The organism is Caballeronia sp. EK, from assembly GCF_014384845.1.
Lineage (GTDB): Bacteria > Pseudomonadota > Gammaproteobacteria > Burkholderiales > Burkholderiaceae > Caballeronia > Caballeronia jiangsuensis.
In genome coordinates this window covers 592,895-612,294 of sequence record NZ_JACSUE010000005.1, presented here as the reverse complement: position 1 = coordinate 612,294, position 19,400 = coordinate 592,895, and the positions used below count along the sequence as shown (strand labels likewise).

General features: G+C 63.5%; 17 protein-coding genes. 15 read left to right on the top strand and 2 right to left on the bottom strand.

Annotated elements, in window-relative coordinates:
• Positions 1-7: 7 nt before the first annotated feature.
• The 11 genes from mraY to lpxC all read left to right on the top strand — a co-directional run bounded on the left by mraY (position 8) and on the right by lpxC (position 12,836).
• Positions 8-1,177: a phospho-N-acetylmuramoyl-pentapeptide-transferase gene (gene mraY, locus IAG25_RS18385; RefSeq protein ID WP_187606104.1), complete on the top strand. Its 1,170-nt coding sequence runs from the start codon at positions 8-10 to the stop codon at positions 1,175-1,177.
• Between the two features lie 46 nt (positions 1,178-1,223).
• Positions 1,224-2,735: a UDP-N-acetylmuramoyl-L-alanine--D-glutamate ligase gene (gene murD / locus IAG25_RS18380; protein WP_187606103.1), complete on the top strand. Its 1,512-nt coding sequence runs from the start codon at positions 1,224-1,226 to the stop codon at positions 2,733-2,735.
• Positions 2,732-4,015: a putative lipid II flippase FtsW gene (gene ftsW / locus IAG25_RS18375; protein WP_187606102.1), complete on the top strand. Its 1,284-nt coding sequence runs from the start codon at positions 2,732-2,734 to the stop codon at positions 4,013-4,015. The genes murD and ftsW overlap by 4 nt, the downstream gene beginning before the upstream one ends.
• Positions 4,012-5,130, top strand: coding sequence for an undecaprenyldiphospho-muramoylpentapeptide beta-N-acetylglucosaminyltransferase (murG, locus tag IAG25_RS18370; protein ID WP_187606101.1), 1,119 nt, complete (start codon positions 4,012-4,014; stop codon positions 5,128-5,130). Before ftsW ends, murG begins: the two co-directional genes overlap by 4 nt.
• Positions 5,131-6,531, top strand: coding sequence for a UDP-N-acetylmuramate--L-alanine ligase (murC, locus tag IAG25_RS18365; protein ID WP_187606100.1), 1,401 nt, complete (start codon positions 5,131-5,133; stop codon positions 6,529-6,531).
• Between the two features lie 25 nt (positions 6,532-6,556).
• Positions 6,557-7,498, top strand: coding sequence for a D-alanine--D-alanine ligase (locus IAG25_RS18360; protein ID WP_035510201.1), 942 nt, complete (start codon positions 6,557-6,559; stop codon positions 7,496-7,498).
• 34 nt (positions 7,499-7,532) lie between these two features.
• Positions 7,533-8,285: a cell division protein FtsQ/DivIB gene (locus tag IAG25_RS18355; protein ID WP_035510203.1), complete on the top strand. Its 753-nt coding sequence runs from the start codon at positions 7,533-7,535 to the stop codon at positions 8,283-8,285.
• A gap of 26 nt (positions 8,286-8,311) precedes the next feature.
• Positions 8,312-9,544, top strand: a complete 1,233-nt coding sequence (gene ftsA, locus IAG25_RS18350) for a cell division protein FtsA (protein ID WP_008342980.1) — start codon at positions 8,312-8,314, stop codon at positions 9,542-9,544.
• A gap of 110 nt (positions 9,545-9,654) precedes the next feature.
• Complete coding sequence (gene ftsZ / locus IAG25_RS18345) at positions 9,655-10,863, top strand: cell division protein FtsZ (RefSeq protein ID WP_035510206.1); 1,209 nt, start codon at positions 9,655-9,657, stop codon at positions 10,861-10,863.
• Between the two features lie 288 nt (positions 10,864-11,151).
• Positions 11,152-11,655: a peroxiredoxin gene (locus IAG25_RS18340; RefSeq protein ID WP_035510237.1), complete on the top strand. Its 504-nt coding sequence runs from the start codon at positions 11,152-11,154 to the stop codon at positions 11,653-11,655.
• A 263-nt stretch (positions 11,656-11,918) separates the two neighbouring features.
• Positions 11,919-12,836, top strand: a complete 918-nt coding sequence (gene lpxC, locus IAG25_RS18335; RefSeq protein WP_187606099.1) for a UDP-3-O-acyl-N-acetylglucosamine deacetylase — start codon at positions 11,919-11,921, stop codon at positions 12,834-12,836.
• A 50-nt stretch (positions 12,837-12,886) separates the two neighbouring features.
• Here lpxC and IAG25_RS18330 read toward each other — a convergent pair whose 3' ends face one another.
• The gene (locus tag IAG25_RS18330) at positions 12,887-13,372 is read right to left on the bottom strand and encodes a DUF721 domain-containing protein (RefSeq protein ID WP_187606098.1); all 486 of its coding nucleotides are present in this window, start codon (positions 13,370-13,372) and stop codon (positions 12,887-12,889) included.
• Positions 13,373-13,659: 287 nt separating this feature from the next.
• Here IAG25_RS18330 and secA point away from each other — a divergent pair, with 287 nt between their 5' ends.
• The 4 genes from secA to IAG25_RS18310 all read left to right on the top strand — a co-directional run bounded on the left by secA (position 13,660) and on the right by IAG25_RS18310 (position 19,189).
• Positions 13,660-16,473 carry a preprotein translocase subunit SecA gene (gene secA, locus IAG25_RS18325; RefSeq protein WP_187606097.1) on the top strand — a complete coding sequence of 938 codons (2,814 nt, stop codon included), beginning with the start codon at positions 13,660-13,662 and terminating at the stop codon, positions 16,471-16,473.
• A 159-nt stretch (positions 16,474-16,632) separates the two neighbouring features.
• Positions 16,633-17,874 carry a bifunctional glutamate N-acetyltransferase/amino-acid acetyltransferase ArgJ gene (gene argJ, locus IAG25_RS18320; RefSeq protein WP_187606096.1) on the top strand — a complete coding sequence of 414 codons (1,242 nt, stop codon included), beginning with the start codon at positions 16,633-16,635 and terminating at the stop codon, positions 17,872-17,874.
• Between the two features lie 23 nt (positions 17,875-17,897).
• On the top strand, positions 17,898-18,761 hold the full coding sequence (locus tag IAG25_RS18315) for an ATP-binding protein (RefSeq protein ID WP_187606095.1): 864 nt from the start codon (positions 17,898-17,900) through the stop codon (positions 18,759-18,761).
• Positions 18,758-19,189 carry an NUDIX domain-containing protein gene (locus IAG25_RS18310; protein WP_187606094.1) on the top strand — a complete coding sequence of 144 codons (432 nt, stop codon included), beginning with the start codon at positions 18,758-18,760 and terminating at the stop codon, positions 19,187-19,189. Before IAG25_RS18315 ends, IAG25_RS18310 begins: the two co-directional genes overlap by 4 nt.
• A 13-nt stretch (positions 19,190-19,202) precedes the next feature.
• Here the strand turns inward: IAG25_RS18310 and yacG are convergent, their stop codons facing one another.
• Positions 19,203-19,394, bottom strand: coding sequence for a DNA gyrase inhibitor YacG (gene yacG, locus IAG25_RS18305; protein WP_187606093.1), 192 nt, complete (start codon positions 19,392-19,394; stop codon positions 19,203-19,205).
• Between the last annotated feature and the right edge of the window lie 6 nt (positions 19,395-19,400).

Sequence of the window (19,400 nt, the reverse complement as noted above, 5' to 3'; positions counted from 1 at the left end):
GACCCGTATGCTACTCGCACTCGCGCAATGGCTTCAGAATGACGCCAGCTTCATGCGCGTGTTTACCTACATCACGTTCCGCGCCGTGGGAGCCACGGCGACGGCGCTTTTGATCGGCCTCGTTTGCGGCCCGTGGGTCATCCGCAAGCTGACCTCGCTCAAGGTCGGCCAGGCTGTGCGCAAAGATGGCCCGCAGACGCACCTCGTCAAATCCGGCACGCCGACGATGGGCGGCGTGCTGATTCTCATCGGCATCGCGGTATCGACGCTGCTTTGGGCCGATCTCACGAACCGCTTCGTGTGGATCGTGATGCTCGTCACTTTCGGCTACGGCGTGATCGGCTGGGTGGATGACTATCGCAAGGTCGTGCATAAGGATCCGCGCGGCATGTCCTCGCGCGAGAAGTATTTCTGGCAATCGGTGATCGGCATTTTCGCGGCCGTGTATCTCGCGTTCAGCGTCTCCGAGGCGAACAACGCGCGCGTGTTCGATCTCTTCATGGCATGGGTGAAGAGCGGCCTGTCGATGGGCCTGCCCGCGCGCGCGGACCTGATGCTGCCATTCCTCAAGTCGATCACCTATCCGCTTGGGGTGTGGGGCTTCATCGCGATGACGTATTTCGTGATCGTCGGTTCGAGCAACGCGGTGAATCTCACCGATGGCCTCGACGGCCTCGTCATCATGCCCGTCGTGCTCGTGGGTGCGTCGCTCGGCGCGTTCGCGTACGTGATGGGCAGCTCGGTCTACTCGAAATATCTGCTGTTCCCGCACATTCCCGGCGCAGGCGAACTTTTGATCTTTTGTTCCGCAATGGGAGGCGCGGGTCTCGCGTTTCTCTGGTACAACACGCACCCCGCGCAAGTCTTCATGGGCGATGTCGGCGCGCTCGCGCTCGGCGGCGCGCTCGGCACGATCGCGGTGATCGTCCGTCAGGAGATCGTGCTCTTCATCATGGGCGGCATTTTCGTCGCGGAAACGCTCTCCGTGATGTTGCAGGTCTTCTGGTTCAAGTTCACGAAGCGCCGCTACGGCGAAGGCCGACGCTTCTTCAAGATGGCGCCGCTGCATCACCACTACGAGTTGTCCGGCTGGACCGAGACGCAAGTGGTCGTGCGCTTCTGGATCATCACGTTGATGCTGTGTCTCTTCGGCTTGTCGACGCTCAAGTTGCGTTGATCTTTTTGCGTTTTCGCGGTTTCAGGTTTTTGGGAAAGGTAAAGCGATGTTTGGCGAGAAGTTTGTCGGTCGGCAAAGTCCGATGGTGCTCGTGCTGGGACTGGGTGAATCCGGTCTGGCGATGGCGCGCTGGTGCGCCAGGCACGGTTGCCGCCTGAAGATCGCCGATACGCGCGAAACGCCGCCGAATCTTTCCGAGCTCGCGATCCACAAGATCGATGCGGATTTCATCGGCGGCGCGTTCACGCCCGCATTGCTCGACGGCGGCATCGAACTCGTCGCGATCAGTCCGGGGCTTTCGCCGCTCGCGCCCGATCTCGCGCCGTTGATCGCCGCAGCGAACGAACGCGGTATTCCCGTGTGGGGCGAACTCGAACTCTTCGCGCAGGCGCTCGCCGGATTGAGCCTGAACGGTTACGCGCCGAAGGTCATCGCGATCACCGGCACGAACGGCAAGACCACGACCACCGCGCTCACCGGCCTTTTGTGCGAGCGTGCGGGCAAGTCGGTCGCGGTTGCGGGCAACATCAGCCCGTCGATGCTCGACAAGCTGACCGAAGCCATCGATCAAACCGCGCTCCCGGATGTCTGGGTGCTCGAACTGTCGAGCTTCCAGCTGGAAACCTCGCATACCTTCGCTCCGCACGCGGCCGCGGTGCTCAACATCACGCAGGATCATCTCGACTGGCACGGCGGCCTGGACGCGTATGCCGCCGCCAAGGGACGCATCTTCGGTCTGCGCACGACGCGTGTGCTGAACCGTGACGACGCCCGCACGATGGCGCTCGCGAAAAACATCGCGCAGGACCGCGTCGTGACGTTCGGGCTGAACGAGCCGTGTCATGTCGGCGATTATGGTTTGCTGCGCGACAACGGCATGACGTGGCTCGTCATCGGTGTCGATCGAGATGCCGCCGACGAACCCGCGCCGTCGCGCCGCCGCAAGCAGGAATTCAGCGAGCCGAACGTCGTCTCGAAGCGGCTGATGCCGGTCGATGCACTGCGTATCCGCGGTCTTCATAACGCGGCGAACGCGCTTGCGGCGCTCGCGCTCGCGCGTGCGATCGATCTGCCGCTCGCCGCGCTGTTGCACGGCCTGCGCGAGTATCGCGGCGAGCCGCATCGCGTGGAAGTGATCGCGCAAATCGATGGCGTCGATTACGTCGACGACAGCAAGGGCACCAACGTCGGCGCGACGGTTGCAGCGCTCGATGGCCTCGCGCAACGCATCGTGCTGATCGCCGGCGGCGACGGCAAGGGCCAGGACTTTTCGCCGCTCGAAGCGCCTGTCGCACGCTGGGCGCGCGCGGTCATGCTGATCGGTCGCGACGCGCCGCGCATCCGCGAAACACTCGCGTCTACAGGTGTCGTGCTCGAAGACCACGCGACGCTCGAAGCCGCGACGAACGCCGCTGCGCGCATCGCGGAAGCCGGCGACGCCGTGCTGCTCTCGCCCGCGTGCGCGAGCCTCGACATGTTCAAGAACTACGCACACCGCGCCGATGTGTTTCGCGGCGCGGTCGAAGAAATCGCCGCCGCGCGGGGAGTGATGCTATGAGCTGGTCGGACCGCTTCGGATCGAAACTCACGGGCCAGCGCAACGCGATGCCGGGCGACTCGCTCGCGGGCCGCTCGAATTCCGGCTCCGGCACGCGCGGCGGCATTTCGAGCGCGGTGAACGGCGTGCGCCCCGCGCGCTCGCGCATGCTCGACTACGACTATTCGCTGCTGTGGGTGATGATCTCGCTGCTCGGCCTCGGCATCGTGATGGTGTATTCGGCGTCCATAGCAATGCCGGATTCTCCGAAGTACGCGAGCTATCGGGACTATCACTTCCTCGTGCGCCACCTGGTCTCGATCACGACGGCGCTCGTCGGCGCGATCATCGCGTTCAAGATTCCGATCAAGACCTGGGAGAAGTACGCGCCCAAGCTGTTCCTGTTCGCGCTGGTGCTGCTCGTCATCGTGCTGATCCCGCACGTCGGTAAAGGCGTGAACGGTGCGCGCCGCTGGATTCCGCTCGGCATCACGAACATGCAGCCGTCGGAAATCATGAAACTCGCGGTGACGATCTACGCCGCGAACTACACCGTGCGCAAGCAGGAATTCATGCACAGCTTCGGCAAGGGCTTTCTGCCGATGGCCGTCGCGGTCGGCGCGGTCGGCGCGTTGCTGCTGCTCGAACCCGACATGGGCGCGTTCATGGTGATCGCCGCCATCGCGATGGGCGTGCTGTTCCTCGGCGGCGTCAACGGCAAGCTGTTCGGCGGACTGGTGGCGACGGCGGTCGGCACGTTCACGCTGCTCGTGTGGGCATCGCCGTGGCGCCGCGAGCGGATCTTCGCTTACCTCGATCCGTGGGACGACCGTTACGCGCAAGGCAAGGCGTATCAGTTGACGCACTCGCTGATCGCGTTCGGACGCGGCGAGTGGCTCGGCGTCGGCCTCGGCGGGAGCGTCGAAAAGCTCAACTATCTTCCGGAAGCGCATACCGACTTCATTCTCGCGGTGATCGGCGAGGAGCTCGGATTCGTCGGCGTGATCTGCGTGATCCTGCTGTTCTACTGGATCGTGCGCCGCGCGTTCGAGATCGGCCGCCAGGCGCTCGCGCTCGATCGCACGTTCGCCGGTCTGATGGCGAAGGGCGTCGGCATCTGGTTCGGCGCGCAGACCTTCATCAACATGGGCGTGAATCTCGGCCTCCTGCCGACCAAGGGTCTCACGCTGCCGCTCGTCAGCTACGGCGGCTCGGGCATTTTGCTGAACTGCGTCGCGCTGGCTGTCTTGCTGCGCGTGGATTACGAGAACCGGGTGCTCATGCGCGGAGGAAAAGTATGACCGCGCAACGCGACCGCACCTTGATGGTGATGGCGGGCGGCACCGGGGGCCACGTGTTCCCGGGGCTCGCGGTCGCGCACTGGATGCAGGCGCACGGCTGGCGCGTGGTGTGGCTCGGCAATGCGAACGGCATGGAAGCGACGCTCGTGCCGAAGCACGGCATTCCGATGGAATACGTGCGCTTCGGCGGCGTGCGGGGCAAGGGCATCAAGACGAAGCTGATGCTGCCGGTAAATCTGCTGCGCGCGTGCTCGCAGAGTCTCGCCGCGCTGCGTCGCGTGAAGCCGGATGTCGTGCTCGGCATGGGCGGCTACATCACGTTTCCGGCGGGCATCATGACGAAGCTCGCGGGCTGCCCGCTCGTGCTGCACGAACAGAATTCGATCGCGGGACTCGCGAACAAGGTGCTCGCGCATCTCGCCAAACGCGTGCTCGTCGCGTTCCCGAATGCTCTGCCGAATGCCGAATGGACGGGCAATCCGATCCGCGCGGAACTAACGAGCGCGTTGCCACCCAAAGTACGCTACGCCGCGCGTTCCGGGCGTCTGAATGTGCTCGTCGTCGGCGGCAGTCTCGGCGCGGCCGCATTGAACGAAACCGTGCCGAAGGCGCTCGCGATGCTCTCTCCGGAAGAGCGTCCGCGCATCGTTCATCAGGCGGGCGCGAAGCATATCGAAGCATTGGAAGCGAACTACGCAGCGGCCGGTCTCACACGCGGTGAAGACCTGCAACTCGTGCCGTTCATCGAGGACATGGCGCTCGCGTACGCATCGGCGGATCTCGTCATCTGCCGCTCGGGCGCGATGACGGTGTCGGAGATCGCCGCGGTCGGCGTGGCCGCGCTCTTCGTGCCGTTCCCGTTCGCCGTCGACGATCACCAGACGACCAACGGCGCCTTTCTCGCGAAGAACGGCGCGGCTGAATTGATACAACAACGCGATTTGTCGGCGCAGAAGCTCGCCGACTGGCTACGCGCACAGTCGCGCGCATCGCTCGAGCAAATGGCCGAGCGCTCGCGCGCACTCGCGAAACCGGACGCGACCGAGAAGGTCGCGAGCATATGCGCCGACGTGGCCGGCGCGCGTGTGAACGCGCAAGCTCGGGAGGCACATTAAATGAAACATATCGTCAAGCATATTCACTTCGTCGGGATCGGCGGCGCTGGCATGAGCGGCATCGCCGAGGTGCTCCTCAATCTCGGCTATCACGTGAGCGGTTCGGATCTCGCGAACGGCGCCGTGACCGAGCGGCTGCGTGCGCTCGGCGCGCGTGTCGAAATCGGCCATCACGAGCAGAACATCGAGGGCGCTAATGCGGTCGTCGTGTCGACGGCCGTGCGTTCCGACAATCCCGAAGTGCTCGCCGCGCGTCATCGTCGTGTGCCGATCGTGCCGCGCGCCGTGATGCTCGCGGAGCTGATGCGTCTGAAGCAGGGCATCGCGATCGCCGGTACGCACGGCAAGACCACGACGACTTCGCTCGTCGCAAGCGTGCTCGCCGCGGGCGGGCTCGATCCGACCTTCGTGATCGGCGGCCGCCTGAACAGCGCGGGCGCGAACGCACGGCTCGGCACGGGCGATTTCATCGTCGCGGAAGCGGATGAATCGGACGCATCGTTCCTGAATCTCTTCCCGGTGATCGAAGTCATCACGAACATCGACGCCGATCACATGGACACCTACGGCCACGACTTCGCGCGGCTGAAGCAGGCGTTCATCGAGTTCACGCATCGTCTGCCGTTCTATGGCATCGCGGTGTTGTGCGTCGACGATCCGAACGTGCGCGAGATCCTGCCGTTCGTGTCGAAGCCGATCATCCGCTACGGCCTGGGCGCCGAAGCGGAAGTGCGCGCGGTGAACGTCGAGGCGCGCGATGGCCGCATGCATTTCACGACGCTGCGCGCGGATGCGCCGTCGCTCGACATCGTGCTGAACCTTCCGGGCACGCACAACGTGCAGAACGCGCTCGCGGCAATTGCGATCGCGACTGAACTCGAAGTCGCCGATGCCGATATCCAGCGTGCGCTCGCCGAATTCAACGGCGTGGGCCGGCGCTTCCAGCGTTACGGCGAAGTGAACGCGAGCACCGGCGAAGGCGCATACACGCTGATCGACGACTACGGTCATCATCCGGTCGAAATGGCCGCGACGATCGCGGCGGCGCGCGGCGCATTTCCCGATCGCCGTCTCGTTCTCGCGTTCCAGCCGCATCGCTATACGCGCACGCGCGATTGCTTCGAGGATTTCGTGAGAGTGCTGTCCACCGTCGATGCGCTCGTGCTCACCGATGTCTACGCGGCAGGCGAAGCGCCCATCGTCGCGGCGGACGGCCGGGCATTGGCGCGTGCGATTCGCGTCGCGGGCAAGGTGGAGCCGGTGTTCGTCGAAACGATCGACGAAGTGCCCGACGCGGTGACGACGATCGCGCGCAACGGCGATGTGGTGATCACGATGGGCGCGGGTTCCATCGGCGGTGTGTGCGGAAAGCTGGCCAATGTGGCCAACGGCCAGAACTGAAATGACAGACGTAACGAGCAATCAAGTGAATCAAATCGATCCGGCCGTGTTCGGCAAAGTCGCGGTGCTGCTCGGTGGAAATTCCGCCGAACGCGAGGTCTCGCTCAATTCCGGGCGCCTCGTGCTCGAAGGTCTGCGCGACGCGGGCATCGACGCGCATCCGTTCGATCCGGCCCGGCATCCGCTTTCGGATCTGAAGGCGCAAGGCTTCGTGCGCGCGTTCATCGCGCTGCATGGCGGCTACGGCGAGAACGGGCAACTGCAAGGCGCGCTGGATTTCTACGGCATCCGTTATACGGGCAGTGGCGTGCTCGGCTCGGCGCTCGGCATGGACAAGCTGCGCACGAAGCTCGTGTGGCAGCAGACCGGCATTCCGACGCCGCCGTTCGAAACCGTGTTCCGCGGCGAAGACTACGCGGCGCGCGCGCAGGACATCATCGCGAAGCTCGGCCTGCCGCTCTTCGTGAAGCCGGCCAGCGAAGGCTCGAGTGTCGCGGTCATCAAGGTGAAGAGCGCGGAAACGCTCGTGCCCGCGCTCGCCGAAGCGGCGAATTTCGACAAGATCGTGATCGTCGAGAAGAGCATCGAGGGCGGCGGCGAGTTCACGTGCTGCATTGCGGGCGATCTCGACTTGCCGGTCATCAAGATCGTGCCGGCGGGCGAGTTCTACGACTATCACGCGAAGTACGTCGCCGACGACACGCAGTACCTGATTCCGTGCGGCCTGACCGAAGCCGAAGAAGCGCGCATGAAGCAACTGACCAAGCGCGCGTTCGAGATTCTCGGCTGCACCGACTGGGGCCGCGCCGACTTCATGCTCGACTCGGACGGCAACCCGTATTTCCTCGAAGTGAACACGGCGCCCGGCATGACCGATCACTCGCTGCCGCCGAAGGCCGCGCGCGCGGTCGGCATTAGCTACAAGGATCTCGTCGTGAAGGTGCTGTCGCTCACGCTGAAGAATTAGGTCGATCACACACAGGACACGAAGAAGCGAAACCATGTGGAACAACGTTCGCCAACTCAACCTCGCCGCCAATGCGCTGCACGTCGTGCTCGTGCTGCTGCTTCTGGGCGCCGCGGGTTACTGGGCGATCCAGCGTCCCGAGTTTCGCCTGCGCGAAATTCAGATCGACGGAGACACCACGCACGTCAGTTCGCCGGTCGTGCGCGCGAGCGTGGTCGGTCATCTGAAGGGCAACTTCTTCACCGTCGATCTCGATGCGGCGCGCGCCGCGTTCGAGCAGGTGCCGTGGGTGCGCCACGCGAGCGTGCGGCGCGTGTGGCCGAACGCGCTCGCGGTGACGCTGGAGGAATACAAGCCGCTCGGCACGTGGGGCAACGATCAACTGGTGAGCGTCGACGGCGATCTCTTCACGGCGAATCAGGGCGAACTCGACGACGATCTGCCGGCCTTCGACGGTCCCGAGGGCACGGCGAAGGAAGTGGTCGCGCGGTATCGCGATTTTCAGAAGTGGTTCGCGCCGCTGGACGCGAAGCCGGAGGAAGTGACGCTGTCGCCGCGCTTCGCGTGGACGGTCAAGCTCTCGAACGGCACGCAGATCGAACTCGGCCGCGAGCGCAATCCGGACACGCTGAATGACCGTTGCAAGCGTTTTGTCGCGTCGTGGACGTCCGTTACGGGACGATGGGGGAAAGACATCGAATATGCGGATTTGCGGTACCCGAACGGCTTCGCCATACGAGCCGCGAACATGCGCTTCATCAACGACACCGATAAGGCCAAGAAGTAAGCAGACATCACAGGCATGAGCACGCTATGAGCAAAGACTACAAAGACCTGCTGGTTTCCCTCGACATCGGAACGTCGAAGGTGGTCGCGATCGTCGCCGAACTGAAGGGCGAAGGCCACTACGAGGTGATCGGACTCGGTCAGAGCGACTCGAAGGGGTTGAAGAAGGGCGTCGTGGTCAACATCGAGGCCACGGTGCAGTCCATCCAGCGCGCGCTGGAGGAGGCCGAACTAATGGCCGATTGCAAGATCACGAACGTTTTCACCGGGATCGCGGGCAGCCATATCCGCAGCTTCAATTCGAGCGGCATGGTCGCGATCAAGGACAAGGAAGTCACGCAGGCAGACGTCGCGCGCGTGATCGAGACCGCCAAGGCGATCAACATCCCGACCGATCAGCAGGTGCTGCACATCCTGACGCAGGAATTCATCATCGACGGTCAGGAAGACGTGCGCGAGCCGATCGGCATGAGCGGCATCCGCCTCGAAGTGAAGGTGCACATCGTGACGGGTGCGGTGAGCGCGGCGCAGAACATCGTGAAGTGCGTGCGCCGCTGCGGGCTCGAAGTGAACGACCTGATCCTGCAACCGCTGGCGTCGTCGCTCGCGGTGCTGACCGAGGACGAGAAGGAACTCGGCGTGGTGCTGGTCGATATCGGCGGCGGCACGACCGACATCGCCATCTTCAGCGAAGGCGCGATCCGTCATACGGCCGTGATTCCGATCGCTGGCGACCAGATCACGAGCGACGTCGCGATGGCGCTGCGCACGCCGACGCCCGACGCGGAAGACATCAAGGTGAGCTACGGCATCGCGAAGCAGGCGCTCGCCGATCCGGACGAAATGATCGAAGTGCCGGGCCTCGGTGAGCGCGGTCCGCGCACGCTGTCGCGCCAGGCGCTGGCGGCGGTCGTGGAGCCGCGCGTCGAAGAGCTGTTCTCGCTGGTGCAGCAGGTCGTGCGCGAGTCGGGCTACGAAGAGCTGCTGTCGAGCGGCGTCGTGCTGACCGGCGGCGCGGCGATGATGCCCGGCATGGTCGAGCTCGGCGAAGACATCTTCCTGAAGCCGGTGCGCATCGGCGTGCCGGAATACGCGGGCGGTCTCGCCGACGTGGTGCGCAATCCGCGCTACTCGACGGCAATGGGCTTGCTCGCGGAAGGACGCTCGCAACGCATGCGCGGCCGCAAGGTCGCGGTGCAAAACGGTTCGATGGGACAAGTCTTCTCGCGGATGAAGGACTGGTTCCTCGGAAACTTTTAAGCAACAGGCAATAAAAAGAATTACGCGCTGGTACCGGCGGCTGGCGCGCGACGAGAGGTTGCCCGATCTTTCATCGAATAACGCCGATCTTCATTCTTGACGGAGGCAACATGGATTTCGAAATGCTGGAAACGGAAACCAACGGAACGATCATCAAGGTCGTGGGCGTTGGTGGTGCTGGCGGCAACGCGGTTCAGCACATGATCAACCGTGGTGTGCAGGGCGTCGACTTCATCGTGATGAACACCGACGCTCAGGCGCTCGCGCGTTCCCGCGCGCCGGCAGTTCTGCAACTCGGCATGACTGGTCTCGGCGCAGGCGCGAAACCGGATAAGGGCAAGGAAGCCGCGGAAGACGCGCGCGAGCGCATCGCCGATGCACTGCGCGGCGCGCACATGGTGTTCATCACCGCGGGTATGGGCGGCGGCACGGGCACGGGCGCGGCGCCGGTGGTCGCGCAGATCGCCAAGGAAATGGGCATTCTGACCGTCGGCGTGGTGAGCAAGCCGTTCGAGTTCGAAGGTGGCCGCCGCATGCGCGTCGCGGAAGCCGGCTCGCAGCAACTGGAGGATCACGTCGACTCGCTGATCGTCGTGCTCAACGACAAGCTGTTCGAGGTGATGGGCGATGACGCCGAGATGGACAAGTGCTTCCAGTGCGCGGACGACGTGCTGAACAACGCAGTGGCCGGGATCGCGGAAATAATCAACGTCGATGGTCTCGTGAACGTCGACTTCGAAGACGTGAAAACGGTGATGGGCGAGCAGGGCAAGGCGATGATGGGCACGGCGACGGTCGCCGGCGTCGATCGCGCGCGACTCGCCGCCGAGCAGGCTGTCGCAAGCCCGCTGCTGGAAGGCGTGGATCTGTCGGGCGCGCGTGGCGTGCTGGTGAACATCACGTCGAGCCGTTCGCTGCGTCTGTCGGAAACGCGTGAAGTGATGAACACCATCAAGAGCTACGCAGCCGATGACGCAACCGTGATCTTCGGCGCCGTGTACGACGACGCAATGGGCGATGCACTGCGCGTGACGGTGGTGGCAACTGGTCTGGGCCGCGCGGCCAAGAAGCAGCAGCAAGCGCCGATGACCCTGCTGCGCACGGGCACCGACAATCAGCCGATCGCGCACGGCCATCAGCCTTCGCACAACACTTACGGCGCGCAGCATGGGCAATCGACGACGGATTATGGTCAGCTCGACACCCCGGCCGTGTGGCGTTCGACGCGCGAAACCGCGGCATCGCACGTGCAGGCGCTGCAGGAAAAGGGCGTCGATACGTATGACATTCCGGCGTTCCTGCGCAAGCAAGCGGACTGAGCAGGCGCACGTTATTTGCTGCTGAGTGAGGTATGACGACGCGGCACACCGCGTGCACGCGCTGAACATGTCGTGCGGATGATGCAGGCTTCGCGTGGGGCGACTGTCCAAGGCCGCGTCCTGGATGCACAATGGACGCCGGGCCGTGGCCAGCCGACCCCCACGATTCTGCCCCTGACGTCGAGGAAGGCAGATTGAAGCCGAAATCGCCGCAATGATGTTCGGCACGGTTGCGGGACGATGCAATCGCGAGGATGTCCGCGAGCACTGATGAGGGAAGGACCGAGCATGATCAAAGTGGGTGATACGTTGCCCGACGTGCGTCTCTTCGAGTTCATCGAGGAGGCCACCGAGGGCTGCGCCGTGGGACCGAATGCGTTCCCGGTGCGCGAGCGGTGCGCCGGCAAGCGCGTGGTGATCTTCGGATTGCCGGGCGCGTTTACGCCGACATGCTCCGCCAGACACGTGCCTGGCTACGTCGAAGCCGCTGCGGATCTGTCCGCCGCGGGAATCGACGAAATCTGGTGCGTTTCCGTCAACGACGCGTTCGTCATGAGCGCGTGGGGACGCGATCTTCAAGCCTCGGGCAAGGTGAAGATGATCGCGGACGGCAGTGCGCGTTTCACTCAGGCACTCGGACTGGATCAGGATTTGTCCGAGCGTGGCATGGGAATTCGTTCCCAGCGCTACGCGATGGTGGTCGACGACGGCGTGGTCAAGACGTTGTCAGTCGAAGCGCCTGGCAAGTTCGAAGTCAGCGACGCTCAAAGCATCCTGGCGACGTTGCGCTGATTGCAGCGGCGCGGCGTTGCCTTTGCGCAACGCCTGAAGCGCCCTCGCATTGAGTTGCAGCTTGGGGCCGATGACCGGAAATGCCTCCATTCCGGGCATCGGCCCGTTCTACTTCATAATCTGGCCGCCGCGACGTAACACAGGGAAACAGTTGATACCACCTGGATCAGGACGACGCGCGACGAATGGAGTATACTTCGAGCTATTAGAATTTAACGCACGATTGATTCTCTTTATAGGGAACATAAATCGGAAAGAACATCATGTTGAAGCAGCGAACAATCAAGACCGTCGTCAAAACCGTGGGGATCGGGCTCCACTCCGGTAGCAAGGTCAATCTGACTCTGCGCCCCGCACCCATTGGCACGGGCATCGTATTTTCGCGCGTCGACCTGCCGGAACCCGTCGACATTCCGGCGTCCGCAATGGCGATCGGAGATACCCGTCTCGCGTCCGTGTTGCAGAAGGACGGCGCGCGCGTGTCGACCATCGAGCACTTGATGTCGGCGTGCGCGGGTCTCGGCATCGACAACCTGTACGTAGATGTGACCGCCGAAGAAATTCCGATCATGGACGGCAGCGCGGCTTCGTTCGTGTTTCTGATCCAGTCGGCGGGTATCGAAGAGCAGAACGCACCGAAGCAGTTCATCAAGGTAACGAAGCCTGTCGAAGTGCGCGACGGCGACAAGTTCGCGCGTCTCGAACCGTACTTCGGTTTCAAGCTGAGCTTCACAATCGATTTCCGCCATCCGGCCGTCGACAAGACCGGTCAGGCGCTCGAAGTGGACTTCGCGACGACTTCCTACGTGCGCGAGATCGCACGCGCCCGCACGTTCGGCTTTGCGCACGAAGTCGAGATGATGCGCGAACTCGGACTCGCGCGCGGCGGCAGCATGGACAATGCGATCGTGCTGGACGAATACCGCATCCTGAACAATGACGGCCTGCGTTACGACGACGAGTTCGTGAAGCACAAGATGCTCGACGCGATCGGCGACCTTTACGTGGTCGGCCATCCGTTGCTGGCGTCGTACAAGGCGTACAAGGGCGGCCACGCGATGAACAACATGCTGCTGCGTGAATTGCTCGCGAACGAAGACGCGTATGAAATCGTCACGTTCGAGGACACGCAAAAGGCGCCGCGCGGTTTCGCATTCGATACGCAGACGGCATTTGCCTGATAAAACGCAATTATTCGGCAGTCAGAGATGAGCGGCAGCGAAAGCGCCGCTCATTTTTTTTGCGCGCGCCCTTGATGACGCGATGCCATTCGCGCGAGCGCTTCCTGCAGCGGCGACGGTTCCAGCGATTCGGCCAGTTCCTGTAGCGCGGACGCGCCCGCTGGCGACATGCGCGCCTGCTTGGGCGGCACGGGCTCTTTCATCGATTGGGGACGCACGCGAATTTTCAGCGCGTTGACGGCCCAGCCGCGCTGCTGAAGATCCGAAAGCAGACGCGGCTCCAGATGCCGCAAACGCGCGGCGAGCGCGTTATGCGCCGCAAAGAGCGCGAGTACGCCGTCCTTGATGAATCCCGGTTCCACGTTCGACGCCAGATAATCCGGCAGGAGCGAGCTCAAATCGCGCTGCAGCGCCGCCACCTGCTCGACCCCGGCACGCAGCGCGCGAAATGCATCGGTGCGATCGAGCACGTCGGCGACGGCTTGCGGCTTGCGTGGATCGAAACGCGACCTTGAATTTGTAGAAAAGCGGCTCATTTTTGCTTAGGCGGACGCCCGATGGAACGGCTCGATTGTACGCGAGGAGAGCCGCAGTGCCCGGTCGTTGGCCGTTTCGGGCGATGTTTGCCGAAAAGCTTTCACCCCGTTGACTGTCGCGCCGCGCCGACGCCCGCGCGGGCACGCCAACGCAAGGTCTGCCAAACTCGCGTGCTAAAATTCCCGATTCGAATTTCACCTTATGGACTTAAGTCGCCGAGGTTCTCCGAGCCCGGACGCAGCTTGCACATGCGCCCGTCCGAAGCCGCGACGCAGACACTGATCCGATGACGACCGGTTTCCTTCAGAAGATTTTTGGCAGCCGCAATCAGCGGCTGGTCAAGCAGTATCAAAAGACCGTTGTGGCGATCAATGCCCTTGAGCCGACCGTCGAGAAGTACTCGGACGACCAGCTGCGCGCCAAGACCGACGAGTTCCGCCAACGTGTCGCGGGCGGTGAATCGCTCGACGTGATCCTGCCCGAGGCGTTCGCCGTCTGCCGCGAAGCGAGCAAGCGCGTCCTGAAGATGCGCCACTTCGACGTCCAGCTCATCGGCGGCATGGTCCTGCACTACGGCAAGATCGCCGAAATGCGCACCGGCGAGGGCAAGACGCTCGTCGCGACGCTCGCCGCGTATCTGAACGCGCTGTCGGGCCGTGGCGTGCACGTCGTCACGGTGAACGACTACCTCGCCCAGCGCGACGCCGAATGGATGGCGCGTCTCTACAACTTCCTCGGGCTCTCGTGCGGCGTGAATCTGTCGCAGATGGAGCACTCGCAGAAGCAGGAAGCGTATGCGGCGGACATCACTTACGGCACGAACAACGAGTTCGGCTTCGACTATCTGCGCGACAACATGGTCTACGAGACCACCGCGCGCGTGCAGCGGCCGCTCAATTTCGCGATCGTCGATGAAGTGGACTCGATCCTCATCGACGAGGCGCGTACACCGCTCATCATCTCCGGCCAGGCCGAAGATCACACCGACCTCTACGTGCGCATGAACGCGCTGCCGCCGCTGCTCGAACAGCAGATCGGCGAAGAGAAGGCGGACGGCACGGGCGTCGAGAAGCCGGGCGATTACACGCTCGACGAAAAGGCGCGCCAGGTGTTCCTGACGGAATCGGGCCACGAGAAGGCCGAGCGCCTGCTCGCGGAGTGGGGCCTGATCGGCGAAGGCGAGAGCCTCTACGCGCCGCAGAACATCACGCTGATGCACCACATCTATGCCGCGTTGCGCGCGCATACGCTCTTCCTGCGCGATCAGCACTACGTGGTGCAGAACGGCGAAGTCGTGATCGTCGACGAATTCACGGGCCGCATGATGAACGGCCGGCGCTGGTCGGACGGTCTGCATCAGGCCGTCGAGGCGAAGGAACACGTCCAGATTCAGGCGGAGAACCAGACGCTCGCGTCCATCACGCTGCAGAACTACTTCCGCATGTACGCGAAGCTGTCCGGCATGACCGGCACCGCGGACACGGAAGCGTATGAATTCAACGAAATCTACGGCCTCGAAACGGTCGTGATCCCGACCAACCGTCCGCCGAAGCGCGTCGACAAGCAGGACCAGATCTACAAGACGTCGAAGGAACGCTATGACGCGGTGATTCGCGACATCCGCGATTGCGTCGAGCGCGGTCAGCCGACGCTCGTCGGCACGACGTCGATCGAAGCGTCCGAACTGCTGTCCGGCCTGCTCGGTCAGGCGGGCGTGAAGCACGAAGTGCTCAACGCGAAGCAGCACGCGCGCGAAGCGGCGATCGTCGCCGAAGCGGGCCGTCCGGGCGTCGTCACGATCGCGACGAACATGGCCGGCCGCGGCACGGACATCGTGCTCGGCGGCAACGTCGAGAAGCAGGCGTCGTTCATCGAGGCGGATCTGTCGATCCCCGAGGACGAGAAAGCCACGCGCATCCAGAAACTGCACGACGAATGGCAGACGCTGCACGATCACGTGAAGGCCGCGGGCGGTCTGCATATCATCGGCACCGAGCGTCACGAGTCGCGCCGTATCGACAACCAGTTGCGCGGCCGCGCGGGCCGTCAGGGCGATCCGGGTTCGTCGCGCTTCTATCTGTCGCTGGATGATCCGCTCCTGCGCATTTTCGCGGGCGACCGCGTGCGCGCGATCATGGATCGCCTGAAGATGCCGGAAGGCGAGCCGATCGAAGCGGGCATGGTCACGCGTTCGATCGAAGGCGCGCAGCGCAAGGTCGAAGCGCGCAACTTCGATATCCGCAAGCAACTGCTCGAATACGACGACGTCGCCAACGATCAGCGCAAGGTGATCTACCAGCAGCGCAACGAACTGCTCGAAGCGAACGACGTGCAGGAAACCATCGCCGCGATGCGCCAGAGCGTAATCGGCGACGTGGTGCGCACGTTCGTGCCGGCAGGCAGCATCGAAGAGCAGTGGGAAGCGCCGGAACTGGAAGAAGTGTTGCGCAACGACTGGTCGCTCGATCTCGCCGTTCAGGAGATGATCAACGAGTCGAACTCGATCGACGCCGAAGAGATCTGCGAAGCCGTGCTCGCCGCCGCCGACGAAGCGTACGAAGCGAAGGTCACGCTCGTGGGCCGCGAGTCGTTCAGCGCGTTCGAACGCTCGATCATGCTGCAGACGCTCGACAGCCGCTGGCGCGAGCACCTCGCCGCGCTCGATCACCTGCGTCAGGGCATCCACCTGCGCGGCTATGCGCAGAAGAACCCGAAGCAGGAATACAAGCGCGAGGCGTTCGAACTTTTCGCCGCGATGCTCGATGCCGTCAAGCAGGAAGTCACGCGCGTCGTGATGAACGTGCAGATCCAGTCGCCCGAACAACTCGAGGAAGCCGCCGAGCAGTACGAAGAAAAGGGCAGCCATCTCGAGAACGTGTCGTTCACGCACGCGGACTTCAACGCGCCGGCCGCGGAGCCGACGCCCGCCACCGCGGCGGCGAGCGCCACGGCACAGATGGTCAGTCAGGCGATGGCCGCCGGTGACGATATCAGCGTCGCGACGCGCCCCTCGGATGACGTGCCGAAGGTCGGCCGCAACGATCCGTGCCCGTGCGGCAGCGGGAAGAAGTACAAAAACTGTCACGGCAAGCTGGCTTAATCGGCTACTGACAGATGAACAGGCGACGCAGCGATGCGTCGTTTGTCTTTGCAGGTCTCACTTTTCACGGCGCCGGTCTCGCTCAGCGAAAGCGGCGTCAGTCTTTCAAAGCGTGCCGGTTCGAAAACCGGCACTCGCCACCTTCAGCGAGACGCGAACATGGCCGTCAACTTCCCTTCGATCGATCCCGCAGCGCTTCATCCCGTCGCCGGCGTCACGCTTGGCTGGGCCGAGGCGAATATCCGCAAGCCCAATCGCAAGGACGTGCTCGTCATTCGCGTCGATGAAGGCGCGAGCGTCGCGGGCGTGTTCACGCAGAATCGCTTCTGCGCCGCGCCCGTCACCGTGTGCCGCGAGCATCTCGCGGCTGTGGGCAAGGGCGGCAAGGGCATTCGCGCGCTCGTCGTGAACACCGGCAACGCGAACGCCGGCACGGGCGAGCCGGGCATGGCGCACGCGCGCGAGACTTGCGCGGAGCTCGCGCGCCTCGAAGGTCTCGATGCGCAACAGATTCTGCCGTTCTCGACGGGCGTGATTCTCGAGCCGCTGCCGATCGATCGTCTCAAGGCCGGCCTGCCCGCCGCGCTCGCGAATCAGCAGGCCGCGCACTGGTTCGACGCAGCGCAAGCCATCATGACGACGGACACGCTGCCGAAGGCGTCGTCGCGTCAGGTGACCATCGATGGTCACGTCGTCACGCTGTCGGGCATCAGCAAGGGCGCGGGCATGATCAAGCCGAACATGGCGACGATGCTCGGCTTCCTCGCTTTCGATGCCAAAGTCGCGCAGCCGGTGCTGGACCAGCTCGTGAAGCATGTCGCGGATCGCTCGTTCAACTGCATCACCATCGACGGCGATACGTCCACCAACGATTCGTTCATCCTGATCGCGTCGGGCAAATCGAGCCTGCCTGCGATCACGTCGACGGATTCGCCCGCGTACGCCGCACTGCGCGACGCGGTGACCGACGTGGCGCAGGAACTCGCGCAGCTCATCGTGCGCGACGGCGAGGGCGCGACCAAGTTCATGACGATTACGGTCGAAGGCGGCAAGGACGCGGCGGAATGCCGCCAGATCGCGTACGCGATCGGCCATTCGCCGCTCGTGAAGACGGCGTTCTACGCATCCGATCCGAACCTCGGCCGCATTCTCGCGGCGATCGGCTATGCGGGCGTGACGGATCTCGACGTCGGCAAGATCGATCTTTATCTCGATGACGTGCTCGTCGCGAAGGCGGGCGGACGCAATCCCGAGTACAAGGAAGAAAACGGCCAGCGTGTGATGAAGAAGAGCGAAATCGCGATTCGCGTGCTGCTCGGACGCGGCGACGCGAACGCGACGATCTGGACCTGCGATCTCTCGCACGACTACGTGAGCATCAACGCCGACTATCGCTCGTAAAAGCGGCGCGCATCGATACGAACATGGACAAGCTCGAACAATTTCTCACGCGCGCCGAGGCAGTGCTCGCGCGCATCGAAGGCATGTTGCCGCCGGCGGCGCCCGATATCGACTGGGAATCCGCGGTGGCGTTTCGCTGGCGCAAGCGTCAGGGGCGCGGTTTCCTGCAACCCGTGCCGGCGATCTCGCCAATCTCGCTCGACGACCTTCGGAACATCGACCGTCAGAAAGGCCTGATACAGCAGAACACGCAGCAGTTCGTGAACAAGCTGCCCGCGAACAATGTTTTGCTGACGGGCGCGCGTGGCACGGGCAAGTCGTCGCTGATCAAGGCGTGTCTGAACGCGTATTCAAAGGATGGTCTGCGTCTCATCGAAGTCGACAAGGACGATCTGCACGATCTCGGCGATATCGTCGATCTGATTTCGACGCGGCCCGAGCGCTTCCTCGTGTTCTGCGACGACCTTTCCTTCGAGGAAGGCGAGTCGGGATACAAGGCGCTGAAGGTCGCGCTCGACGGTTCGGTCGCGGCGCAATCGGACAACGTATTGATCTACGCGACGTCGAACCGCCGTCATTTGTTGCCTGAGTACATGAGCGACAACGAGACGTACAAGCACACCTCCGACGGCGAGATTCACCCCGGCGAAGTGGTCGAGGAAAAGATCTCGCTGTCCGAGCGCTTCGGCCTGTGGGTCAGCTTCTATCCGTTCAAGCAGGACGACTATCTGTCGATCGTCGGGCATTGGCTGAAGCACTTCGGCTGCGATGAAGCGGAAGTCGAAAGCGCGCGCGGCGATGCGCTCGTGTGGGCGCTGGAACGCGGGTCGCGGTCCGGACGCGTCGCGTGGCAGTTCGCGCGTGACTGGTCGGGACGCAAACAATGACCGAATCGCAGACCGACATCGCGCCCGACGGCCGCAAGGTGACGGAAGTGGCCGTCGGCGTGATGGTGCAGCACGACGGGCGCTATCTGCTCGCGCAGCGGCCCGCCGGCAAACCGTACGAAGGTTACTGGGAGTTTCCCGGCGGCAAGCTCGAGCCGGGCGAAAGCATCGAGGCGGCGCTCGGGCGCGAATTGCACGAAGAACTGGGTATCGACGTCACCGCGTGTCAGCTCTGGCGCACGCTCGAACACGATTACCCGCACGCGTACGTGCGTCTCTTTTTCTGCAAGGTGACGGACTGGAAGGGCACGCCGCTCGGACGTGAAGGTCAGGCGATTGCCTGGCAGACGCTTCCCGTCGACGTCGCTCCGCTGCTGCCCGCGGCGATTCCGATCCTCGAATGGCTCGAAGAGGAAGAGCGCGAATAAGCGCGAGTGAAAGTCAGTTCAGGCCGCCGTGCGAATCGTCGTCCGGCGGCGTTTCCTGTGAATTACCCGAAATCTTGTACTTCTCGGCCGCCCACGCGCCGAGATCGATCTGCTTGCAGCGTTCGGAGCAGAACGGGCGAAAGCGGTTTTCCGGAACCCAGCGGACATCCTTGCCGCAGGTCGGGCATTTGACGACAGTGGTCATGACGGT

Bases quoted from the DNA above. Each gene is read 5' to 3' on its own strand.
- ftsZ (WP_035510206.1), top strand. From the start codon at position 9,655: ATGGATTTCGAAATGCTGGAAACGGAAACCAACGGAACGATCATCAAG.
- IAG25_RS18355 (WP_035510203.1), top strand. From the start codon at position 7,533: ATGTGGAACAACGTTCGCCAACTCAACCTCGCCGCCAATGCGCTGCAC.
- argJ (WP_187606096.1), top strand. From the start codon at position 16,633: ATGGCCGTCAACTTCCCTTCGATCGATCCCGCAGCGCTTCATCCCGTC.
- murD (WP_187606103.1), top strand. From the start codon at position 1,224: ATGTTTGGCGAGAAGTTTGTCGGTCGGCAAAGTCCGATGGTGCTCGTG.
- IAG25_RS18330 (WP_187606098.1), bottom strand. From the start codon at position 13,372: ATGAGCCGCTTTTCTACAAATTCAAGGTCGCGTTTCGATCCACGCAAG.
- murC (WP_187606100.1), top strand. From the start codon at position 5,131: ATGAAACATATCGTCAAGCATATTCACTTCGTCGGGATCGGCGGCGCT.
- IAG25_RS18340 (WP_035510237.1), top strand. From the start codon at position 11,152: ATGATCAAAGTGGGTGATACGTTGCCCGACGTGCGTCTCTTCGAGTTC.
- ftsA (WP_008342980.1), top strand. From the start codon at position 8,312: ATGAGCAAAGACTACAAAGACCTGCTGGTTTCCCTCGACATCGGAACG.
- murG (WP_187606101.1), top strand. From the start codon at position 4,012: ATGACCGCGCAACGCGACCGCACCTTGATGGTGATGGCGGGCGGCACC.
- secA (WP_187606097.1), top strand. From the start codon at position 13,660: ATGACGACCGGTTTCCTTCAGAAGATTTTTGGCAGCCGCAATCAGCGG.
- IAG25_RS18315 (WP_187606095.1), top strand. From the start codon at position 17,898: ATGGACAAGCTCGAACAATTTCTCACGCGCGCCGAGGCAGTGCTCGCG.
- mraY (WP_187606104.1), top strand. From the start codon at position 8: ATGCTACTCGCACTCGCGCAATGGCTTCAGAATGACGCCAGCTTCATG.
- IAG25_RS18310 (WP_187606094.1), top strand. From the start codon at position 18,758: ATGACCGAATCGCAGACCGACATCGCGCCCGACGGCCGCAAGGTGACG.
- yacG (WP_187606093.1), bottom strand. From the start codon at position 19,394: ATGACCACTGTCGTCAAATGCCCGACCTGCGGCAAGGATGTCCGCTGG.
- ftsW (WP_187606102.1), top strand. From the start codon at position 2,732: ATGAGCTGGTCGGACCGCTTCGGATCGAAACTCACGGGCCAGCGCAAC.
- lpxC (WP_187606099.1), top strand. From the start codon at position 11,919: ATGTTGAAGCAGCGAACAATCAAGACCGTCGTCAAAACCGTGGGGATC.